At 31.6% G+C, this 18,602-nt stretch carries 16 protein-coding genes and 1 tRNA gene; 8 read left to right on the forward strand and 9 right to left on the reverse strand.

Going from position 1 to position 18,602, the window contains the following annotated elements; all coding sequences use genetic code 11:
- Positions 1-134 precede the first annotated feature (134 nt).
- The gene (locus ACNG5D_RS09425) at positions 135-1,583 is read left to right on the forward strand and encodes a glyceraldehyde-3-phosphate dehydrogenase (protein ID WP_418183265.1); all 1,449 of its coding nucleotides are present in this window, start codon (positions 135-137) and stop codon (positions 1,581-1,583) included.
- 158 nt (positions 1,584-1,741) lie between these two features.
- A complete protein-coding gene (locus ACNG5D_RS09430) occupies positions 1,742-2,365 on the forward strand; it encodes a tRNA (guanine-N1)-methyltransferase (RefSeq protein ID WP_418183266.1) in 624 nt (207 codons plus the stop codon).
- A 134-nt stretch (positions 2,366-2,499) separates the two neighbouring features.
- Here the strand turns inward: ACNG5D_RS09430 and ACNG5D_RS09435 are convergent.
- From ACNG5D_RS09435 to ACNG5D_RS09445, 3 genes are all read right to left on the reverse strand, one after another.
- A tRNA-Tyr gene (locus ACNG5D_RS09435) sits at positions 2,500-2,584 on the reverse strand.
- Positions 2,585-2,756: 172 nt separating this feature from the next.
- Positions 2,757-5,498, reverse strand: a complete 2,742-nt coding sequence (locus tag ACNG5D_RS09440) for a carboxypeptidase regulatory-like domain-containing protein (RefSeq protein WP_418183267.1) — start codon at positions 5,496-5,498, stop codon at positions 2,757-2,759.
- Between the two features lie 22 nt (positions 5,499-5,520).
- Positions 5,521-6,369: a GLPGLI family protein gene (locus ACNG5D_RS09445; RefSeq protein ID WP_418183268.1), complete on the reverse strand. Its 849-nt coding sequence runs from the start codon at positions 6,367-6,369 to the stop codon at positions 5,521-5,523.
- A 203-nt stretch (positions 6,370-6,572) separates the two neighbouring features.
- Here ACNG5D_RS09445 and ACNG5D_RS09450 point away from each other — a divergent pair, with 203 nt between their 5' ends.
- Both ACNG5D_RS09450 and ACNG5D_RS09455 read left to right on the forward strand, forming a co-directional pair.
- The gene (locus ACNG5D_RS09450; RefSeq protein WP_418183269.1) at positions 6,573-7,352 is read left to right on the forward strand and encodes a hypothetical protein; all 780 of its coding nucleotides are present in this window, start codon (positions 6,573-6,575) and stop codon (positions 7,350-7,352) included.
- 4 nt (positions 7,353-7,356) lie between these two features.
- Positions 7,357-7,971 (forward strand): deoxynucleoside kinase, encoded by a 615-nt coding sequence (locus tag ACNG5D_RS09455; protein WP_418183270.1) that lies wholly within the window; start codon positions 7,357-7,359, stop codon positions 7,969-7,971.
- Positions 7,972-7,993: 22 nt separating this feature from the next.
- Here the strand turns inward: ACNG5D_RS09455 and ACNG5D_RS09460 are convergent, their stop codons facing one another.
- The 3 genes from ACNG5D_RS09460 to ACNG5D_RS09470 form a co-directional block, all read right to left on the reverse strand.
- Entirely contained in the window at positions 7,994-8,992 is a 999-nt protein-coding gene (locus ACNG5D_RS09460) for an App1 family protein (protein ID WP_418183271.1), read from the reverse strand.
- An 83-nt stretch (positions 8,993-9,075) separates the two neighbouring features.
- Positions 9,076-11,493 (reverse strand): sodium-translocating pyrophosphatase, encoded by a 2,418-nt coding sequence (locus ACNG5D_RS09465; RefSeq protein WP_418183272.1) that lies wholly within the window; start codon positions 11,491-11,493, stop codon positions 9,076-9,078.
- 131 nt (positions 11,494-11,624) lie between these two features.
- A complete protein-coding gene (locus tag ACNG5D_RS09470) occupies positions 11,625-12,158 on the reverse strand; it encodes an inorganic diphosphatase (protein ID WP_418183273.1) in 534 nt (177 codons plus the stop codon).
- A 217-nt stretch (positions 12,159-12,375) separates the two neighbouring features.
- Between ACNG5D_RS09470 and ACNG5D_RS09475 the strand changes: the two genes are divergently transcribed.
- From ACNG5D_RS09475 to ACNG5D_RS09490, 4 genes are all read left to right on the forward strand, one after another.
- Positions 12,376-14,601 carry a M1 family metallopeptidase gene (locus ACNG5D_RS09475; protein WP_418183274.1) on the forward strand — a complete coding sequence of 742 codons (2,226 nt, stop codon included), beginning with the start codon at positions 12,376-12,378 and terminating at the stop codon, positions 14,599-14,601.
- Positions 14,602-14,724: 123 nt separating this feature from the next.
- On the forward strand, positions 14,725-15,360 hold the full coding sequence (locus ACNG5D_RS09480) for an SGNH/GDSL hydrolase family protein (RefSeq protein ID WP_418183275.1): 636 nt from the start codon (positions 14,725-14,727) through the stop codon (positions 15,358-15,360).
- An 88-nt stretch (positions 15,361-15,448) separates the two neighbouring features.
- On the forward strand, positions 15,449-15,832 hold the full coding sequence (locus tag ACNG5D_RS09485) for a hypothetical protein (RefSeq protein ID WP_418183276.1): 384 nt from the start codon (positions 15,449-15,451) through the stop codon (positions 15,830-15,832).
- A 93-nt stretch (positions 15,833-15,925) separates the two neighbouring features.
- Positions 15,926-16,165 carry a hypothetical protein gene (locus ACNG5D_RS09490; RefSeq protein ID WP_418183277.1) on the forward strand — a complete coding sequence of 80 codons (240 nt, stop codon included), beginning with the start codon at positions 15,926-15,928 and terminating at the stop codon, positions 16,163-16,165.
- Between the two features lie 15 nt (positions 16,166-16,180).
- Here ACNG5D_RS09490 and murA read toward each other — a convergent pair whose 3' ends face one another.
- The 3 genes from murA to ACNG5D_RS09505 form a co-directional block, all read right to left on the reverse strand.
- The gene (gene murA / locus ACNG5D_RS09495) at positions 16,181-17,491 is read right to left on the reverse strand and encodes a UDP-N-acetylglucosamine 1-carboxyvinyltransferase (protein ID WP_418183278.1); all 1,311 of its coding nucleotides are present in this window, start codon (positions 17,489-17,491) and stop codon (positions 16,181-16,183) included.
- Between the two features lie 6 nt (positions 17,492-17,497).
- A complete protein-coding gene (locus ACNG5D_RS09500) occupies positions 17,498-18,142 on the reverse strand; it encodes a DUF4290 domain-containing protein (protein ID WP_418183279.1) in 645 nt (214 codons plus the stop codon).
- A 66-nt stretch (positions 18,143-18,208) separates the two neighbouring features.
- Entirely contained in the window at positions 18,209-18,502 is a 294-nt protein-coding gene (locus ACNG5D_RS09505; RefSeq protein WP_418183280.1) for a DUF493 family protein, read from the reverse strand.
- Between the last annotated feature and the right edge of the window lie 100 nt (positions 18,503-18,602).

The following is an 18,602-nucleotide window of genomic DNA, read 5'->3' on the forward strand; positions in this document are numbered from 1 at the left end:
ATTTAGACTTTCTAAACACACTAAAATTAAGATAAATTTAAGGTGTGTATATTTTTTTAAAAATAGCTTACGAAAACGTTTGAAATATGGTATTTTTGCCAAAATTATTCACCACAAATTAAACTATTTAAGCAATGGGTTCTAACAAAACTTATGAAAAAGAATTAGCCTTTCAAGCAGACCGTAGAAAAGCTACTGTAGAATTTATAAAAACAGTAAGCGATTTATGGTATGATAAATCTATCGAATTGGTTTTATTTAGAAATCAACTTATTGATAGAAATGTAAGTCAGATTTTAAACTTACATGATTATGCTGGCAAATTTGTACAAAAACCAATTTCAATTTTTGACTCTGTTGAAATAGCGCAAGCTATAAAAGCCCTTAATGTACCTCCAGCAAAATTAGATATTGGTAAACTAACTTACGAATATCATTTAGAAGAAAACAAACACAATAATGCCAAAGCTTTTGTTGCTAACAAATTAAAAGATGCTAGCAAAAATGGAAGTATAGAGCCAAAAGATGTTATACTTTATGGTTTTGGTAGGATAGGTAGATTAGTTGCTAGAGAACTTATGACTAGAACTGGTAAAGGTAGCCAGTTACGCTTAAGAGCCATTGTTACCCGTGGCACCATTGATGCTAAAATTTTAGAAAAAAGAGCATCGCTATTACGTAACGATTCAGTGCATGGCGATTTTCCTGGTACTGTAGATATTGATGCTAAAAATAATGCCTTAATTATTAATGGTACTACCGTTCATATTATATCTGCAAACAACCCAGAAGATATAGACTATACAAAATTTAACATTAACCATGCCTTAGTTATTGATAATACGGGTGCTTTTAGAGATAAAACAGCATTAAACAAACATTTAAAATCTAAAGGTGTTGATAAAGTTTTATTAACAGCACCAGGAAAAGAAATTCCTAATATAGTATACGGTGTAAACCACAAAGAGCACAACCCAGACGAGGTTAATATTTTTTCTGCGGCATCGTGTACAACAAATGCAATAACACCTGTATTGAAGGCTGTTGAAGATTCGTTTGGAGTTAAAAGCGGGCATTTAGAAACTATACATGCTTATACCAACGACCAAAATTTAGTTGATAATTTTCATAGTAAATACCGTCGTGGTAGAGCTGCTGGACTAAATATGGTAATTACCGAAACTGGTGCTGGTAGTGCTGTATCCAAAGCTTTACCAAGCTTAGAAGACAAACTAACATCAAACGCAATTCGTGTACCTGTACCTAACGGATCGTTAGCCATTTTAAATTTAGAGCTAAATAATAAAACCTCACTTAATGGTGTAAATACCATTTTAAAGAAATATGCTTTAGAAGGTGATTTAGTTGAACAAATTAAATACGAATTAAGCGACGAGCTTGTATCTAGTGATATAGTAGGAAGCTCTGCTCCTTCTATTTACGATAGTAAAGCTACTATTGTACGTAAAGACGGAAAAAACATTGTACTTTACATTTGGTATGATAATGAATATGGTTACAGCCATCAAGTTATTAGACTTGCAAAATATATTGCTAAAGTAAGGCGTTTTACTTATTATTAATATGTATTTAAATTAAAAATTAATTTTAAAATCTAATTTCAAATTTAAATCGTATATAAAATAGCCTCGTTAAATTGAGGCTTTTTTATTAATTGCAACCAATTAGTAAACAATATTTTATAAATTCGCAAACCAAATACAACCAAAAATTGTTTAAAATGAATCCTTTAAAATCTTTACTTTTAATAGTATTTACCTGCTTACTAAGCTTAAATTTGTATGCTCAAACTAATAAAAACGACGAGCAATTATCGTTATACAATAGTTCTATAGATAATCAATTTGAATACATTCTTAAAAAATCTGGTAATTTTAAAGGCACAAACGGACAAGCATACGAGGCTGTAAAACGCAGTATGTTTCTTGCTTTAAGGGCACACACTTTAGACTCTTTAAAAACCGTTCATAAAAATTTAGCAGAAACACAAGCTGTAGTTAAAGCACAGGCTAAAGAAATTTCAGATTTAAAATCTAATCTAGAAAACACTAAAATAGATTTAGATAAAACAAATACCGAAAAAAACAATATGGCTTTGTTTGGTATGCAAATGAGTAAGGTTAGCTACAATGTACTTATGTGGTCTATAATTGGAGGCTTATTAGCTTTACTTATTTTATTTATCTATAAATTTAAAAATAGTAATGCTATTACTAGAAAAGCTAACCGTAATTTAGCTGAAATTGAAGAAGAGTTTAACGAGCACCGTAAAACGGCTTTAGAACGCGAACAAAAGGTTAGACGCCAATTACAAGACGAAATTAATAAACAGAAAAAAGGATAAAATACTTTTTTAAATAAATTTTAAAATCTGTAATTTATAATTACAGATTTTTTTTATTTCATATTATTTAAAAACACAAATAATACTATAAACTAAAAACAAATAAAAAAGCAAGCTAATATTAGCTTGCTTTTTGGTGGGGAGAGCAGGATTCGAACCTGCGAAGACATAGTCAGCAGATTTACAGTCTGCCCTCGTTGGCCGCTTGAGTATCTCCCCAAAACTGACCGCAAATATATTATTGTTTCTTAATTCTGCAAAGAGAAATTGAATAATTAATTTAAAAATTTATCAATTTATTAAGTTTAAGCTATTTAATTAATATAGATTACTTAATAATAATTTCGTTTAAAATATATTATTTAAACAAGCTTAAATATTACCAGAATATTTACAACTCGTAACGTACTCTAAATGAAACGAATCGAGGTTGCACAAAGGTTTCTGTATTAAAAACCGATAAATTATTTGCGCTATTTGTTATTCTAGAATCAATATCTAATAAGTTAGTTGCTTTTATTTCGTATTCCCATTTCGAATTCTCGTTTTTTCTGTAAGATAATGATGCATCCCAGGTTTTAAATGTTTGCGATGGGTTTACACCATTATCTTGATTGGTGTATGTGAAATCTGTTTTTAATGTTAACGATTTCCAGATGTAAGCATCAAAATCTATAGACGGGGCGTTGGTAACAAACTTTGTAGAGTTAGACCCTTGATTATTGTTTGAAACACTATACCTATACCTTAAACTTACGTTTGGAGCCTCTCTAAAATTGGTACGCAATTCGGGTCTGTAAGTTTGTGTAAATTGCTCATTTAAAGACTGCACACCTTGTATAAATTGGTTTATTTTACTATAGTTAAAGCTGGTAGAAAGCCCGGCTCTTAACTTACCAAAAGTACGTTGTATACGCCCACTTGCAGAAACATTTTCATCGGCAAAATTAGAATTAAAAAATGTGCTTGTTCTAATTACATTATCAAAGTCTGTAAGGCTTCGAATTTGGTCTATATTTTTATTATAAGATAACCTTGCAAAAACATTAGTGTAATTAAATAAATTAAAACTGCGGTAAAATAAGCTTACATTATGTGATAGTGCATTTTGCAATTCGGGCTCTCCGTATTGAATGCTATTATAGTTGTTAAACACTAAACCTTGCGCTAAATTGGTTACATCGGTAAACTGGTTTTGCATTTTGTATCGAAGTGTAAGACTCTCGCTTTTTTTAAACTGTATTATGGTTTCAAAGTCTGGTAAAAATTTAAAGAAATTATCTTCAAACGTTTCGCCAAATTGAATATTTTTATTACCATATGCATGTAGCGAAAATCCTGGTGTTATTGTAAAAATTCCTGTTTTTATTGTGTAATGTGTGCCTAAATAAAAATCGGTGAAATTATATTGGGTATCGTTAGTAGCCAAACCATCATTAAAGGTTGGTGTGGGTTGAAACTGCGAATTATCGTCTAAAAACTGAAAAATATTAGAATTAAATTCTTGCTTGCTCAAAATGGTACCTAATGTAAAATTTAAATTACTTTTTGCGTTAAGTATATTGTAATAATCTAACTTAGCATCAACTTGATTTGATTTTATGCGACGGTCTTGACCAATATCATAATAATCCAAATTTGTTACAAAACCAATAGCTTCAGCTGTAGTATCAAAAGCATCTCTATCATCTTCATTAATTTCATCGTTATTATCTGGATTGTTAACTAACAATGCGTTATAAAACGGATCTTCGTTTTTTATTAAGTGTTGAACTTCAAAAGCAAAAATATTATTTTCGTTATGTGTATAGTAGTAATTTAAATTTTGATTGATACTAAAAGGGGTTACTTCTTCTAATTGATTGGTATTACCTACTACGGATGATAAAAAGTTTTGATCTTGCTCGTCTTTTGAAAAACGCCCTAAAATATCATAATCTAATTGATTATTTACATTAGGTTTATATGATGCACTTAACTTTAATAAACCTTGGTTAGAGCGTTCAAGGCTACTTTGCTCGGTATTTTCGTCTGGAATTCCTAAGTCGGAATCGGTGTATTGTATAAAACTTGTTTTTTTAGATTCTATTTTACTACTATTAAAAATCGCAAAACCACTTACATCTAAACTTTTGCTTGGCGAGTAGCTAAAATTTGTTGCTGCCAATTTATTTTCAATCTCCAGGGCATTATTTTGTGATGTTAAAAAGTTAAGACTATTATCTCCTAAATTTATACTAGTACCACTACTTCTGCTTGGAGCTTGAAATCCGCCACCAAAACCTCTAATATCTCGACGTGTTAAGGCAAGTTCGCCAAGGTTATTTAAATCGCCAATAAAGTTTAAGCTAAATTTAGGACTATAATAAAATAATTTGGGTTGTAATAAGTATAATTCGTTATTGGTTGATGCACCACCACCTGCAGTAACATTACCAAACCAAAAGTTTTCCTTGCCTTCTTTTAACTTAATATTTAAGGCCACGTTATCTTGATTATTTGTAACACCACTTAGTTGACTAACTTCGGAGTAATTACGCAATACTTGTATTTTATCGACAGCATTAGAAGGAATGTTTTTTATTCCTAATTTGGTATCGCCATCAAAAAAATCTTTACCATTAACCATAAGTTTACTAACTACTTTGCCTTCTACCTCTACTTGTCCATCATCATTAACCTCTACGCCTGGCAATTTTTCTAACACATCTTCTAGTTTTCGTTCAGAACCACTTTTAAAAGAATCTGCATTATAAATTAAGGTATCTCCTTTTACAGTAACTGGCATTTCGTAAGTTAGCTCGACAGCATCTAGAGCATTATCGGCCTGTAAAGTAATATCTTTTATTATATGATTTTCTTTGGTAAATACCGTTTCGGTATGGGTTTTCATTCCTATATAACTTACTTGAATGCTGTATGAAGTATTTTTAGATAAACTTACTCTATAAAATCCATTAGCATCTGTAATACCATAAGATTGCAATGTTTTTGTATCTTGATTAATAGCAATAACGTTTGCTAACTCTAAGGGTTCGCCTATACTATCTTTTACTACGCCTTCTAATTTAATTTGTGCTATTGTGGTATGGGTTAAACATACAGTTGCAATTAAAACCAGTTTCTTTATCATAATATAAAAATGTTATAACTTATTAACGTCTTCCGCTTCTTCTACCTCGACTAGACCTAAACTCTTCCATTTTTTTGGTTATAATATCTTTATACTCTTGCTTTGTAACTTCTTGCCCCTTTTTGGGTGCTTCTATTTCTGTTTTCTCTTCCGGATTAATTATAATTTTAGAGCAAAGTATTGTAGTGTTACCTGCACTAACTTCTAAAATTAAACCAGGTAAACCCCAATAATCTGATGGGCCTTGACTTACAGGTATTTGAGGAGTATACCACGCTACAACATCAATCATTTTTTGCGTTTCTTTTTCCTTGTTTTCTTCTTTAGGCGCTTCTGTTTTATTATTGCCTCGTCGTGGCGGTCCAAACTCTATACTTGTAGATACTTTTTTAGCAGTTGCTTTAAAACATAAATACTGGCCTATTTGTTTTGTCTCTGTTTCCATAACCCAAGCCAAAGGTTGCAACTCTTCTTTTATTAAAAATTGCTTGCCAAAAAATTCTTGGTCTTGTAAATACAAACGTGACTTAATATTTTTATACTCAGGCCCAGGAGAAAAATTGCTTGCAAATCCACCTGGACCTCTTCCAGAGCCCGAAACAGGAGTAGATAACTTATCTTCCTCTTTAAAAATAGATGCTTCTTTATTAAATGTTAAAATATAGTTTTTTTCTAGCATAGATTTTAAACGAGCTTGCAGCTCTTTTTTTCTTTGCTCAGACATTTGTTCGCCTCCTCTATTAAAGCGGCTCATATCCATTGTTGTTTTAGAAAAGTAGTACGCTTTACCTTGAAAATCTTGTGCTTGAAAAGATATAGTAGCTAATAAAATTAAAATGAAAGCATAACGTTTATTGTTGTTTATTTTCATAATAAAAAAATATATAAAGTTGTAGTTTATGGTAAAAAAGCTTTTGTTGCTTTTCTGTATTTTTTTTGGACATGTTTACAGCTTTTTAGTTTAATCCATAAAAAGTTAATATTACGTTAAAAAAACAGACAAAATTTTAACACTCCTATTTATAAGGTTTGAAATAAATAATATGGATTGATTTTTGTACTTTTCAAACTGCTATGAAATACATTATTTATATTCATATTTTACTATCCATTTCAATATTTGCTCAAGAGCCTATTGAAGCTAAATTTATTAGTCAAGTAAATTATAATACCGATTTTTTAATATCTGTAGATAATTTTGGTACGTCCTATTATATAACAAACAATGTACTTTATAAAAAAACAGACAAAACCAACATAACTTATAATAACTTACAACTAGGCACAATACATAGTGCTAATACATTTAATCCTTTAAAAACAAACCTGTTTTATAAAGATTTTAATACTGCTATTATTCTAGACAATAGGCTGTCTGAAATATTTAAGATAGATTTTAATAACCTTGATAATTATAAAAACGTTTCTCACATCTCTACAGGGCATGACAATACTATTTGGGTATTTAACCAAGACTTACAACGTTTAGAACTTTTTGATTACAAAACCAGAAAAACCCGAGCACATACTGTTCCTGTACAAAGTAAAATAATAGATTTAAAGAGTAATTATAACTTTTGCTGGTTACTTACAGCAGACTACTTACTAATGTATAATTACTTTGGAAGCCTTATAAAAAAAGTAAAAAATTTAGGGTACACAGCATTAGCCGAAAACAACGAAGATATTGTTTTAAAGAAAGAAAACGCCCTATTTTACATGAAAAAGAATAGCGATAAAACAATACCAATTGCAACATCAAATTTATTGATAAATCAGTTTTTAGTAACCAACGAAACCTTGTATATTTACAACGGTAAAACCCTACAACAATATCAACTAAAAATTAATTAAAACCATGCATATTGCTATTGCCGGAAATATTGGAGCTGGAAAAACAACGCTTACAAAATTGTTAGCGAAACACTATAATTGGGAAGCGCAATTAGAAGACGTCGTAGACAACCCTTATTTAGATGATTTTTACACCCAAATGGAACGTTGGAGTTTTAATTTACAAGTGTATTTTTTAAATAGTAGATTTCGTCAAGTTTTACAAATTAGACAAAGCGGAAAGCAAATTATTCAAGATAGAACCATTTATGAAGATGCTCATATATTTGCTCCTAATTTGCACGCCATGGGTTTAATGACTAATCGCGATTTTGAAAACTACAAATCGCTTTTCGAGTTAATGGAATCTTTAGTTCAAGGACCAGATATATTAATTTATTTACGCAGTTCTATTCCTAATTTAGTAGCCCAAATACATAAACGAGGGCGAGATTACGAAAACTCTATAAGTATTGATTATTTAAGCCGCTTAAATGAACGTTACGAAGCTTGGATTCATGGCTACGATAAAGGTAAATTATTAATTATTGATGTTGATAATCTAGACTTTGTTGATAATCAAGAAGATTTAGGTAAAATTATAAATACCATTGATGCCGAAATTAACGGCCTGTTTTAAAAGCAGTACTTTAACTTTTAAATTACTTAATAAACCCATTATTTCTAGCATGGCTTAAAGCTTGCTGCTTAGTTTCTATTAACAATACAGGAATATTATCAAAATTTTTATATAACTGTATTACATATTCCTTTTTACGTTTATCGTTTACATGTCTTAAGTATATTGCGGCTATTCTTTTAGGGTATTTTGTTGCTATTTCTAAATAAATTTTTGGATCATGCTCACCTATATCGCCAATAAGAATAAACCGTAATTCTGGATATGTTTTTAAAATATTAACTATTTCTTTATACTTCTGTGGTTTTTCTTCCTTTGTATTTGATGAAAATGGCCTTGGGAAACTTCTTAAAATAATAGGGCCTTTAGGAAATTTATTTTTCTTTAAAAAATACTCTAAATAACGATATAAATTCCACGGACTGTGGCTTACATAAAAAATAGGGTTTGCCTCTTGCCCTGTTTTGCCTTGGTGCAATAAATGGTAAAACTCTGGTGCTCCATCTAACGGTAAACGCCTCCCTGCAGATGTAAGCAATGTATTAATTAAAACACGCCATTTTAAAACCGATGTTAACCCTGTATGCAATATGGTATCATCAATATCACTTATTACTCCAAATGACGCATTGGTTGATGGCACAAGCATTTCGGCAGGAAATATATTTTCAGACTTAATAATTCTGGTTAGCGGTGGTTTTTCATAAGAGAACTCTAAATTAATCCATCCTTCAGAGTTTATATACTTATTTAAATTTTCTACATTTTTTTCAAACAAAAAATAACCTTTATAATCTGTTTTAGTATAAAAATATTTATCATCACCTAGCTTAATTTTAATCTTAGCACATTTAATCTCATCGGTTTCAAAACGTTTCCAAGCATTAAAAAGCAATTTAAAAGCACCTCTATCTTCTAAATTAATACTTTCATCTTCTATGGCTCGTCCTCTTAAATATAAATGATTAGATGTTCCATAGGTTTGAAAAGCTATAATTTGTAGTGGATCTTTTTTAAACATATGCCATTTAAATTACATACTAAAAATACAAAAACCACGTTTGTTTACGTGGTTTTTGTATTTAAAAAAAAGTAAATAATATATTAATTTGTTACTTCTTCTTCAAGTGTTTTTATAATTTTTTTTGTTTCAACTTTTATATCTCTACCTGTTTTTTTTAAAGCCTCGATACTAGCTTTAACTTCGGCTTCAGTACCCTGAAAAGTTTCATAATTTGTTGACGATTCTCCATTTTTAGTTGTTACTGTTGTAACTACGGCTTTGGTAGTACCATCATCGTTTTTAGTCATTTCTACTTTTATTTCTTTAGATACTTCTACTTGATTTTCATTAGTATTGTTTGCATATGCAGTAACAACATCAGCAGACATTGCGATACTTGGTGCAATCACTAAGGCAACAACCGACATTAATTTTAATAAAATATTTAATGAAGGCCCCGAAGTATCTTTAAAAGGATCGCCAACCGTATCTCCAACTACGGCTGCTTTATGTGCGTCTGTACCTTTTCGACCTTGCTCTTCTATCATTTTTTTTGCATTATCCCATGCACCACCTGCATTAGACTGAAATATTGCCATAAGTACGCCACATGTTGTAACACCTGCAAGTAAACCTCCTAACATTTCTGCTCCGCCTAAAAAACCTACAGCTACAGGAACAGCAATAGCTAATAATCCTGGTAAAACCATTTCTTTAATAGAGGCTTTTGTTGAAATATCTACACACTTATCATACTCTGCAACACCATCGGCAGCATCAAATACTTTTCTTTGTTCGTCTGTAGCCTTTGTCATATCAGAATCTACAGCTCTCATTACTTCTAGAGCTGCTTTTAATTGAGGTATGTCTCTAAATTGGCGTCTCACTTCTTCTATCATTGCCATGGCAGCTCTACCAACAGCATTCATTGATAATGCAGAAAATACAAATGGTAACATGCCACCAACAAGTAAACCGGCCATAACGGTAGGTTTAGACACATCAATCGCTGTAACATTAGCAGTTTGCATAAAAGCTGCAAATAAAGCTAAAGCTGTTAAAGCTGCAGATGCAATAGCAAACCCTTTACCAATAGCAGCTGTTGTGTTACCTACAGCATCTAACTTATCTGTTCTTTGCCTTACTTCACTTGGTAATTCTGCCATTTCTGCTATACCACCAGCATTATCTGAAATTGGTCCGTAAGCATCAACAGCTAATTGAATTCCTGTATTTGCTAACATACCAACGGCTGCTATTGCAATACCATATAAACCCGCAAAATGATGAGATACTAAAATAGCTGCAGCAATTAAAATTATTGGAATCATGGTAGACATCATTCCAACCCCTAATCCTGCGATAATAGTTGTTGCTGCTCCTGTTTCAGACTGTTCTACTATAGAATTTACAGGTTTTGTTCCTGTTCCGGTATAATATTCGGTTACTTTCCCTACAGCTAATCCTGCTACTAATCCTGCTAAAACAGCCCAGAACACACCCATAGAGGTAAATTCTGCTCCATTAAAACTCCATGTTTCTGGTAACATTTGGTTTATAATAAAATAAGATGCTACTAACATTAAGCCTGCCGAACCAAACTCTCCTATATTTAAAGCTGTTTGTGGGTTTCCGCCATCTTTAACTTTTACAAAAAACGAGCCTATAATAGACATAATTATACCTATTGCGGCTAATACAAGTGGTAAGTATACAGCACCTAAGCCATCAAAAGATTCTGAAAACGCCGGGATTTGCGTAAAAGCGGCTCCTAAAACCATAGTACCAATAATAGACCCTACGTAAGATTCAAATAAATCGGCTCCCATACCAGCTACATCGCCTACATTATCGCCAACATTATCTGCAATAGTTGCAGGATTTAAAGGGTGATCTTCAGGAATTCCAGCTTCAACTTTTCCTACTAAATCGGCTCCAACATCGGCAGCTTTTGTATAAATACCTCCACCTACACGAGCAAAAAGAGCAATGGAAGATGCCCCTAATGAAAATCCTGAAAGCACGTTTAATACTTCGCCTAATTCCCAACCTTGACCGCTAAAAACCATAAATAGTGTACTTAATCCTAATACACCCAATCCTACAACACCAAGCCCCATTACTGCACCACCAGCAAAAGCAACTTCTAGCGCTTTACCTAATGATGTTCTGGCTGCACTAGTTGTTCTAACATTAGCTTTGGTTGCTACTTTCATCCCTATAAATCCAGCTAATGCCGAGCAAATTGCTCCTACTATAAAGGATACAGCTACCATACCGTTAGAGCCTTCTTCTGCAGAGCCCTTGAAGTATAATAAAATAGCTACAGCAATAACAAAAATTGATAAAATTTTGTATTCGGCTTTAAGGAAAGACATAGCGCCATCGGCAATATTCTTAGCTATCCTTTTCATTTTATCGTCTCCTTGATCTTGTTTAGATACCCAAGCACTTTTAATAAAAACAAATAAAAGGGCTAATACACCGAAAAGTGGTAAAAATTTAATTATTAATTCCATATTAGTTAGTCAGTTTTTAAATTAATTATTTTTTCAACTGGACGAAAATATGAAAATAAAAGTGATAAAAAAAGCCACCTTTAATTAAAGATGGCTTAGATTTTTTCTCAATATTTTAAGAATCTGATAATTTATATTGTAAAGGTACGTTTTTTCTTGTGTTCGCTATTATCATACCTGTCAACACATTCTTTATAAATTTTAATGGCTTCGTCTGCATTACCCCAACCACCTGTATCTACTTTTTTCTTTTCTAAATCTTTATATACCTTAAAGAAATGTTCTATTTCCTTTAATCTATGCGGGTTTAAATCGCTAATATCTTTATTGTTACTCCAAATAGGATCTGATACTGGTACACAAATAATTTTCTCATCAGGACCTTTTTCATCTGTCATATGAAAAACCCCAATTGGTCTTACTTCCATAACTACCATTGGAAATGTTGGCTGGTGCCCTAAAACTAAAACATCTAATGGATCTTGGTCTAACGCAAGGGTTTCAGGAACAAAGCCATAATCACCAGGATACATCATAGAAGAAAACAACATACGATCAAATCTAATTTTGTGCAATGCAAAATCATATTCATATTTATTTCTACTTCCTTTAGGTATTTCAATTAGTACATCAAATGTTACAGCTTGTTTCTTTTTATCACTCATTTTTTTATTTTTAATATCCTATTTTTATACTTAATGTTTAAATTTTAAATTTAATCTGCAAATGTACTGAACACTTTATCTTTAAGCAACTTTAAAGCGCAACATAAATATCTTTTTACAAAAGTTTAATTTTAACATAACCTTATTTACTTTTTACAAAAAAGCTTGTACATAATTTACTATATTGTGCATGACTAACTTTAATAAACATCTAATTATGCGTACTTTAATATGTTTACTCCTTTTGTGTATATTTAATATTGAAGCCCAAAACCAGCCTTGGCAAGGAAAATTTGAGCCCATTGACAACATGATAGCGCCACCCAATACATACAGAACGGCTAGTGGCGCACCAGGAAAAGCCTATTGGCAACAACGTGCTAATTACAAGATTAAAGCAACTCTTAATGAAAAAAACAATACACTTTCTGGTGATGAAACCATTACATATTTTAACAATTCGCCAGATGATTTAAGTTATTTATGGATTCAGTTAGAACAAAATGTAAATAAAAAGGAAAATGAAGATTTTGGAGCCATTAAAAATAGAATGCGAGATTCTATAAACACAAGGCAAATGCAGTTTCTTACGCGTGCCATCGATTTCCCTGCTGGATACACTATAAAATCGGTAAAAGATAGTAACGGAAACAACATAAAAACCATAATTAATAACACTATGATGAAAGTCAAGTTAAATAGTGTATTAAAATCTGGAGAATCCACTAAAATATCTATATCATGGTCTTACCCGATAACAGATAGAAGTATGTATTTATTATCACGTGAAGGGTATGAATATTTCCCTGAAGACGATAATACAGTTTACTTAATTGCCCATTGGTTTCCTAGAATGGCTGTTTATAATGATACTGAAGGTTGGCAAAACCAACAATTTCAAAAATTAGGAGAATTTGCTTTAGAGTTTGGAGATTATGATGTTGAAATAACGGTTCCTGCAGACCATATAGTAGCCTCTACTGGTTTACTTCAAAATAGCGAGGCTGTATTAACCAAAACACAACAAAAAAGACTAGAACAAGCAAAAAAATCGTTTGACAAACCTGTTATGGTTATTACAAAAGACGAAGCCGAAGCTAATGAAAAACAAAAATCATCAAAACAAAAAACATGGAAATTTAATGCTACCAATGTTAGAGATTTTGCTTTTGCTACATCTAGAAAATTTATTTGGGATGCTCAAGCTGTAAAACTACCAACCAATACCGTTATGGCCATGTCTTTCTATCCTAAAGAAGGATTACCTGTATGGCAAAAATCTTCAACCGAAGCTATTATGCATGCTCTAGAAGTATATTCTGAAGCTACTTTTGATTATCCTTATCCCGTTTGTATTTCTGTTAACACATCTAATATAGGTATGGAATTTCCTATGATTAGTTTTAACGGCGGAAGACCTGTAAATGGCAAAATAAGCGATAAAGCAAAACAAAGCATGATTGGCACTATAATACATGAAGTTGGGCACAATTGGTTTCCTATGATTGTAAGTTCAGACGAACGTAAATGGATGTGGATGGACGAAGGATTAAATACCTTTTTACACCAAAGAACAGTTGCAGAACGCTACCCTGGTTTTACTAGCGCAACACCAAAATCTATTGTTCCTTTTATGAGTGGAGATAAAAATATTTTACGACCTATAATGACAAATTCTGACAACGAGCTTATGTCTCAATTTGGAGCAAATTTTTACCTAAAACCTACTGTAGGGCTTCAAATGCTAAGAAACTCTATAATTGGAAAAGAACTTTTTGATGAAGCCTTTAAAGAATATGCAAACCGTTGGAAATACAAACACCCAAACCCTGCTGATTTATTTAGAACTTTAGAAGATGCCACAGCAACAGATTTAGATTGGTTTTACAGAGGATGGTTTTTTACAACAGACCATGTAGATATGGAATTAAGTAATGTTAAATGGTTTAAAGTTTATGAAGAAAACTCTAATATTGAAGACCAAAAAACCAACACAAAAGTTAAAATAGCATCGCAAAGCAAAGGTGAGGAAGCTGAAGAAAAAGACTTTTCTAACGGTCCTCAAGTGGTTACCATGACAACTACACCCGATAAAGCTTACGGTCAATTTTTATCAAGAATAGATGAGCCCGAAATAAGAAAACAGCTATCTGGCAAAAACATTTACGAAGTAACTATTAAAAACAAAGGTGGCTTAGTAATGCCTGTTACTATTGAGTGGATATATACCGATGGCTCTACCGAAATTAATACCTTACCTTCGGATATTTGGAGACGAAATGAATATGAAATTCAAGAAACATTTATTAAAGAAAAAGAGGTTAGTAAAGTAAACTTAGACCCAAATTTTGAATTTGCAGACACTAACATGAATAATAATAGTTTTCCTAAAACCGAAGAAAAATCTGAGTTCGATAAATTTAAAAAAAGTAAAACAAACTAGTAATTTCGCTATTAAAATAACTATATATTTTCCCTAAAAAATATAGCGCCCAATAAAACCAACAAATTTTATGCAAATACAAACGTATTTGCATAAAATTTTAAACCCTTATAACAGCTATATATGTTTTATAATTTTTTTAGGCATTTATTTATACCACTTTTATTAATTAGTACAACATTTTGTACGCAAGCACAAAATAACAAAACAACCTATAATATTTTATTTATAGGCAACAGCTTAACATACACAAATAACCTGCCTTTACTAATAAAAACAAAGGCCAAATATTCAGGATATAGTTTACAAACAGAAACGTTAGCATTGCCTAACCACTCTATTGCAGACCATTGGAAAAAAGGCGAAGCACAGAAATTAATAAAAACTAAAAAATTCGATTTAGTTATAATCCAACAAGGGCCATCATCTCAGCCAAACGGAAGGAAAATGCTTTTAGACTACGGAAAAAAATATAAACAAATTTGTTCCAACAATAATGCAGCATTAGCATATTTTATGGTTTGGCCTTCATTAGAATACTATCATACTTTTGATGGGGTAATAAAAAATCATGAAATAGCCGCGCAAACCAATGATGCCATACTATTACCAATTGGCAAACTTTGGAAACAATATTTTGAATCTTCTAAGAAATTCGATTATTATGGATCCGATAATTTTCATCCATCATTAAAAGGAAGCAAAGCAGCAGCAAACGCCATTACTAAACTCATAATCGATTATTTCAATAAAAAATAGTCCTTTTTCTACATATTTACACAAAAAATAAACATTTTTTATAAGAATTTCCCTATATTTGGTTTTACCAACCAACCCAATCTAAGTTATGAGACCCTATATCTCACTTTTTTGCCTATTATTAACATGGGCAAGCTTTAGTCAAATATCGCCATGTACCAACTTTAAAACTGGCGAATACAAATACGCTAACCCCAAATATGCTGAGTGGACTGTAAAAAGAAATGACACTATACAAGTAGAAACGAGTTCTAAGACAGGTATAAAAATATATAGTTTAATAGAATGGAAAACAGATTGCCAATACAAATTAACTTGTAATAAAGTTTTAAATTCTGATAGAAAAAATATTGTTGGCAAAGTTTTTATAATATCAATTACAGACACATTTATAGATCGTTATAAGTGCATATCTAAAAGTACCGATCCAACCATTAAAGATTATGAGTTGGAAATGATTAAAATGAATTAATCATTATTTAAAGAAAAAATACGTAGTTATGCTTATTTTTTTTAACTTATTTTAAAGGTATATTTACAACACACCCTTTAAAATCAAATAGTTATGATACGCCTTAGCTTAAAACCCTCTAACATTAAGAATTTAAGTTTTAATAAAATTGATGAAACTCTAGAAATAGAATTTAAGCATCATATTAATACAGCGCAATGTATTAATATACCATTATCTATAATAGAAGACTATATAGAATCTTTAAATGAAGAAACCTTAGAGTTTGAAAACGACAACCAAAACCCACCAACTAACTTAACTGTTGTTTACTCAAATTATAAGGTATCTTAAAAACGAATAACTAACTTATTCTACACGCTCTATTTTTGCTCCAATAGCGCGCAAACGCTCATCAATATTTTCGTATCCACGATCAATCTGTTCAATATTCTGGATTGTTGAAGTTCCTTTAGCAGAAAGCGCTGCAATTAGTAACGATACACCTGCTCTAATATCTGGCGATGTCATTGTGGTTGCTTTTAAAGTAGATTTATAATCATGACCAATAACTGTTGCACGATGCGGATCGCAAAGTATTATTTTTGCTCCCATATCAATTAACTTATCTACAAAAAACAAACGGCTTTCAAACATTTTTTGATGTATTAATACACTACCTCTTGCTTGCGTAGCAACTACCAGAATAATACTTAATAAATCTGGGGTAAACCCTGGCCAAGGCGCATCAGATATGGTTAAAATAGAGCCATCTATAAAACTTTGTATTTCGTAACCATCAGTATGTGCAGGAATATGTATATCATCCCCTTGTTTTTCAACTGTAATTCCTAATTTTCTAAACGTTTCAGGAATTAATCCTAAATCATTCCAAGACACATTGGTTATAGTTAATTCACTTTTAGTCATAGCCGCAAGCCCTATCCAACTTCCTATCTCAATCATGTCTGGTAGCATCCTGTGTTCTGTACCCCCCAAACTTTCAACACCATCAATAATTAGCATGTTAGAACCTACACCGCTAATTTTAGCCCCCATTCTATTTAACATTTTACATAGTTGTTGCAAATAAGGTTCGCAAGCCGCATTGTAAATAGTTGTTTGGCCTTCTGCTAAAACTGCAGCCATTAAAATATTTGCAGTACCTGTAACCGATGCTTCTTCAAGCAGCATATAGGTACCTTTTAGTTTTTTTGCTTCTACACCATAAAACTGTTCTTCTTTACTATACCCAAATTTTGCTCCAAGCTTAATTAAACCTTCAAAATGAGTATCTAAACGGCGCCTACCAATTTTATCGCCACCTGGTTTAGGTATATATCCTCTACCAAAACGTGCTAATAAGGGACCTACAATCATGATAGAACCTCGTAAACCACGCCCGTCTATTTTAAACTGGTCCGATTCTAAATATTCTAAATTAACTTGATCGGCTTGAAATGTGTAAGAACCTTTGCTTAATTTTTCTACTTTAACGCCTAATTTTTTTAATAAGCTTATTAGTTTATTAACATCAACAATATCTGGAATATTGTTAATAGTTACAACTTCTGGAGTTAATAAAACTGCGCATAATATTTGTAAAGCTTCATTTTTGGCACCTTGAGGCTGTATTTTTCCTTTTAATTGGTGTCCACCTTCAATTTTAAATGTTCCCATGCTTAATTAATAGCGTTTTCTTTGGCGATTATTTGAATTTTTTTTGTGATGCTTCTTGTTATTATTAGAGTATTTTCCTTTTGTACGCATTAAGCTAGAAGCATCAGATAAATCCTCATCGGTTCCTTTTAAATTTAATTTACCTCCCGATAGTTCGAATAAATGATCAAAAATTACAGCATCTTCAACAGTATCCTTATTCCAATTTAAAAAACACTTTTTCATGTGGTTTGCTATGGTAAAAGTTAAGGCTTCTTTTAGCTCTCCTTCTTCCCAAGTATTAGCAACATCAATCATGGTTTTAATATTGTTTCCGTAAAAACGATATTTCGGAAAATTCTGTGGATATTCTAATGGTTCTGGTCGCTCTTCATAAATTTCTTTAGTAGGAATGTCGTAAGGCGAATCTACATCCAACTCAAAATTAGACATAATAAATAACTGATCCCACAGCTTATGCTGAAAATCTGGCACATCTCTTAAATGAGGTTGCATGTTTCCCATTACAGCAATAATGGCTTTAGCTACTTTATTACGTTCTTCTTTTGTTTCTAAAGATTTTGCATGGTTAATCATTTTTTGAATATGGCGTCCATATTCTGGAATAATTAAATGTTCACGCTCTGTATTGTATTCTAAATTATCTATCAAAATTAATGTGTAGAGTTTAAGGTTTTTGCATGTAGTTTCTATGCATGCGCAAAATACGAAAAAAAACTAAAGGCTAATCACACCCTCAACCTTTTCTGCAACTTCTTTGTATTTATTAATCACAGCATCTGGATTTTTCATTCTAACATGTATAGATATGCTAGTATATTTACCATTTTTAGACGCTTTAGTGTCTATTACAGCTCCTAAATGGTTAAAAATAGATTCAATTTCTTCTATTTTCTTTGCATCAGAAATTACAATAAATTTATATAAATACTCGGTTGGCCAAAGGGCAGTATCTTGTAATTGTGTTTTTAATTTTTTGTAAAACTCTTCAGAATTTGGAGGTGTGCTCATATTAAAATAAAATAAAGTGCAAATATACGGTAGCTTAACACAATTAAAAACATAAAACCTTATTATTTGGGCGCTCCCCAAAAGGGTCAGGCTTTACGCT

Origin of the sequence: Algibacter ulvanivorans (assembly GCF_048381495.1) — a bacterium.
Lineage (GTDB): Bacteria > Bacteroidota > Bacteroidia > Flavobacteriales > Flavobacteriaceae > Algibacter_B > Algibacter_B ulvanivorans.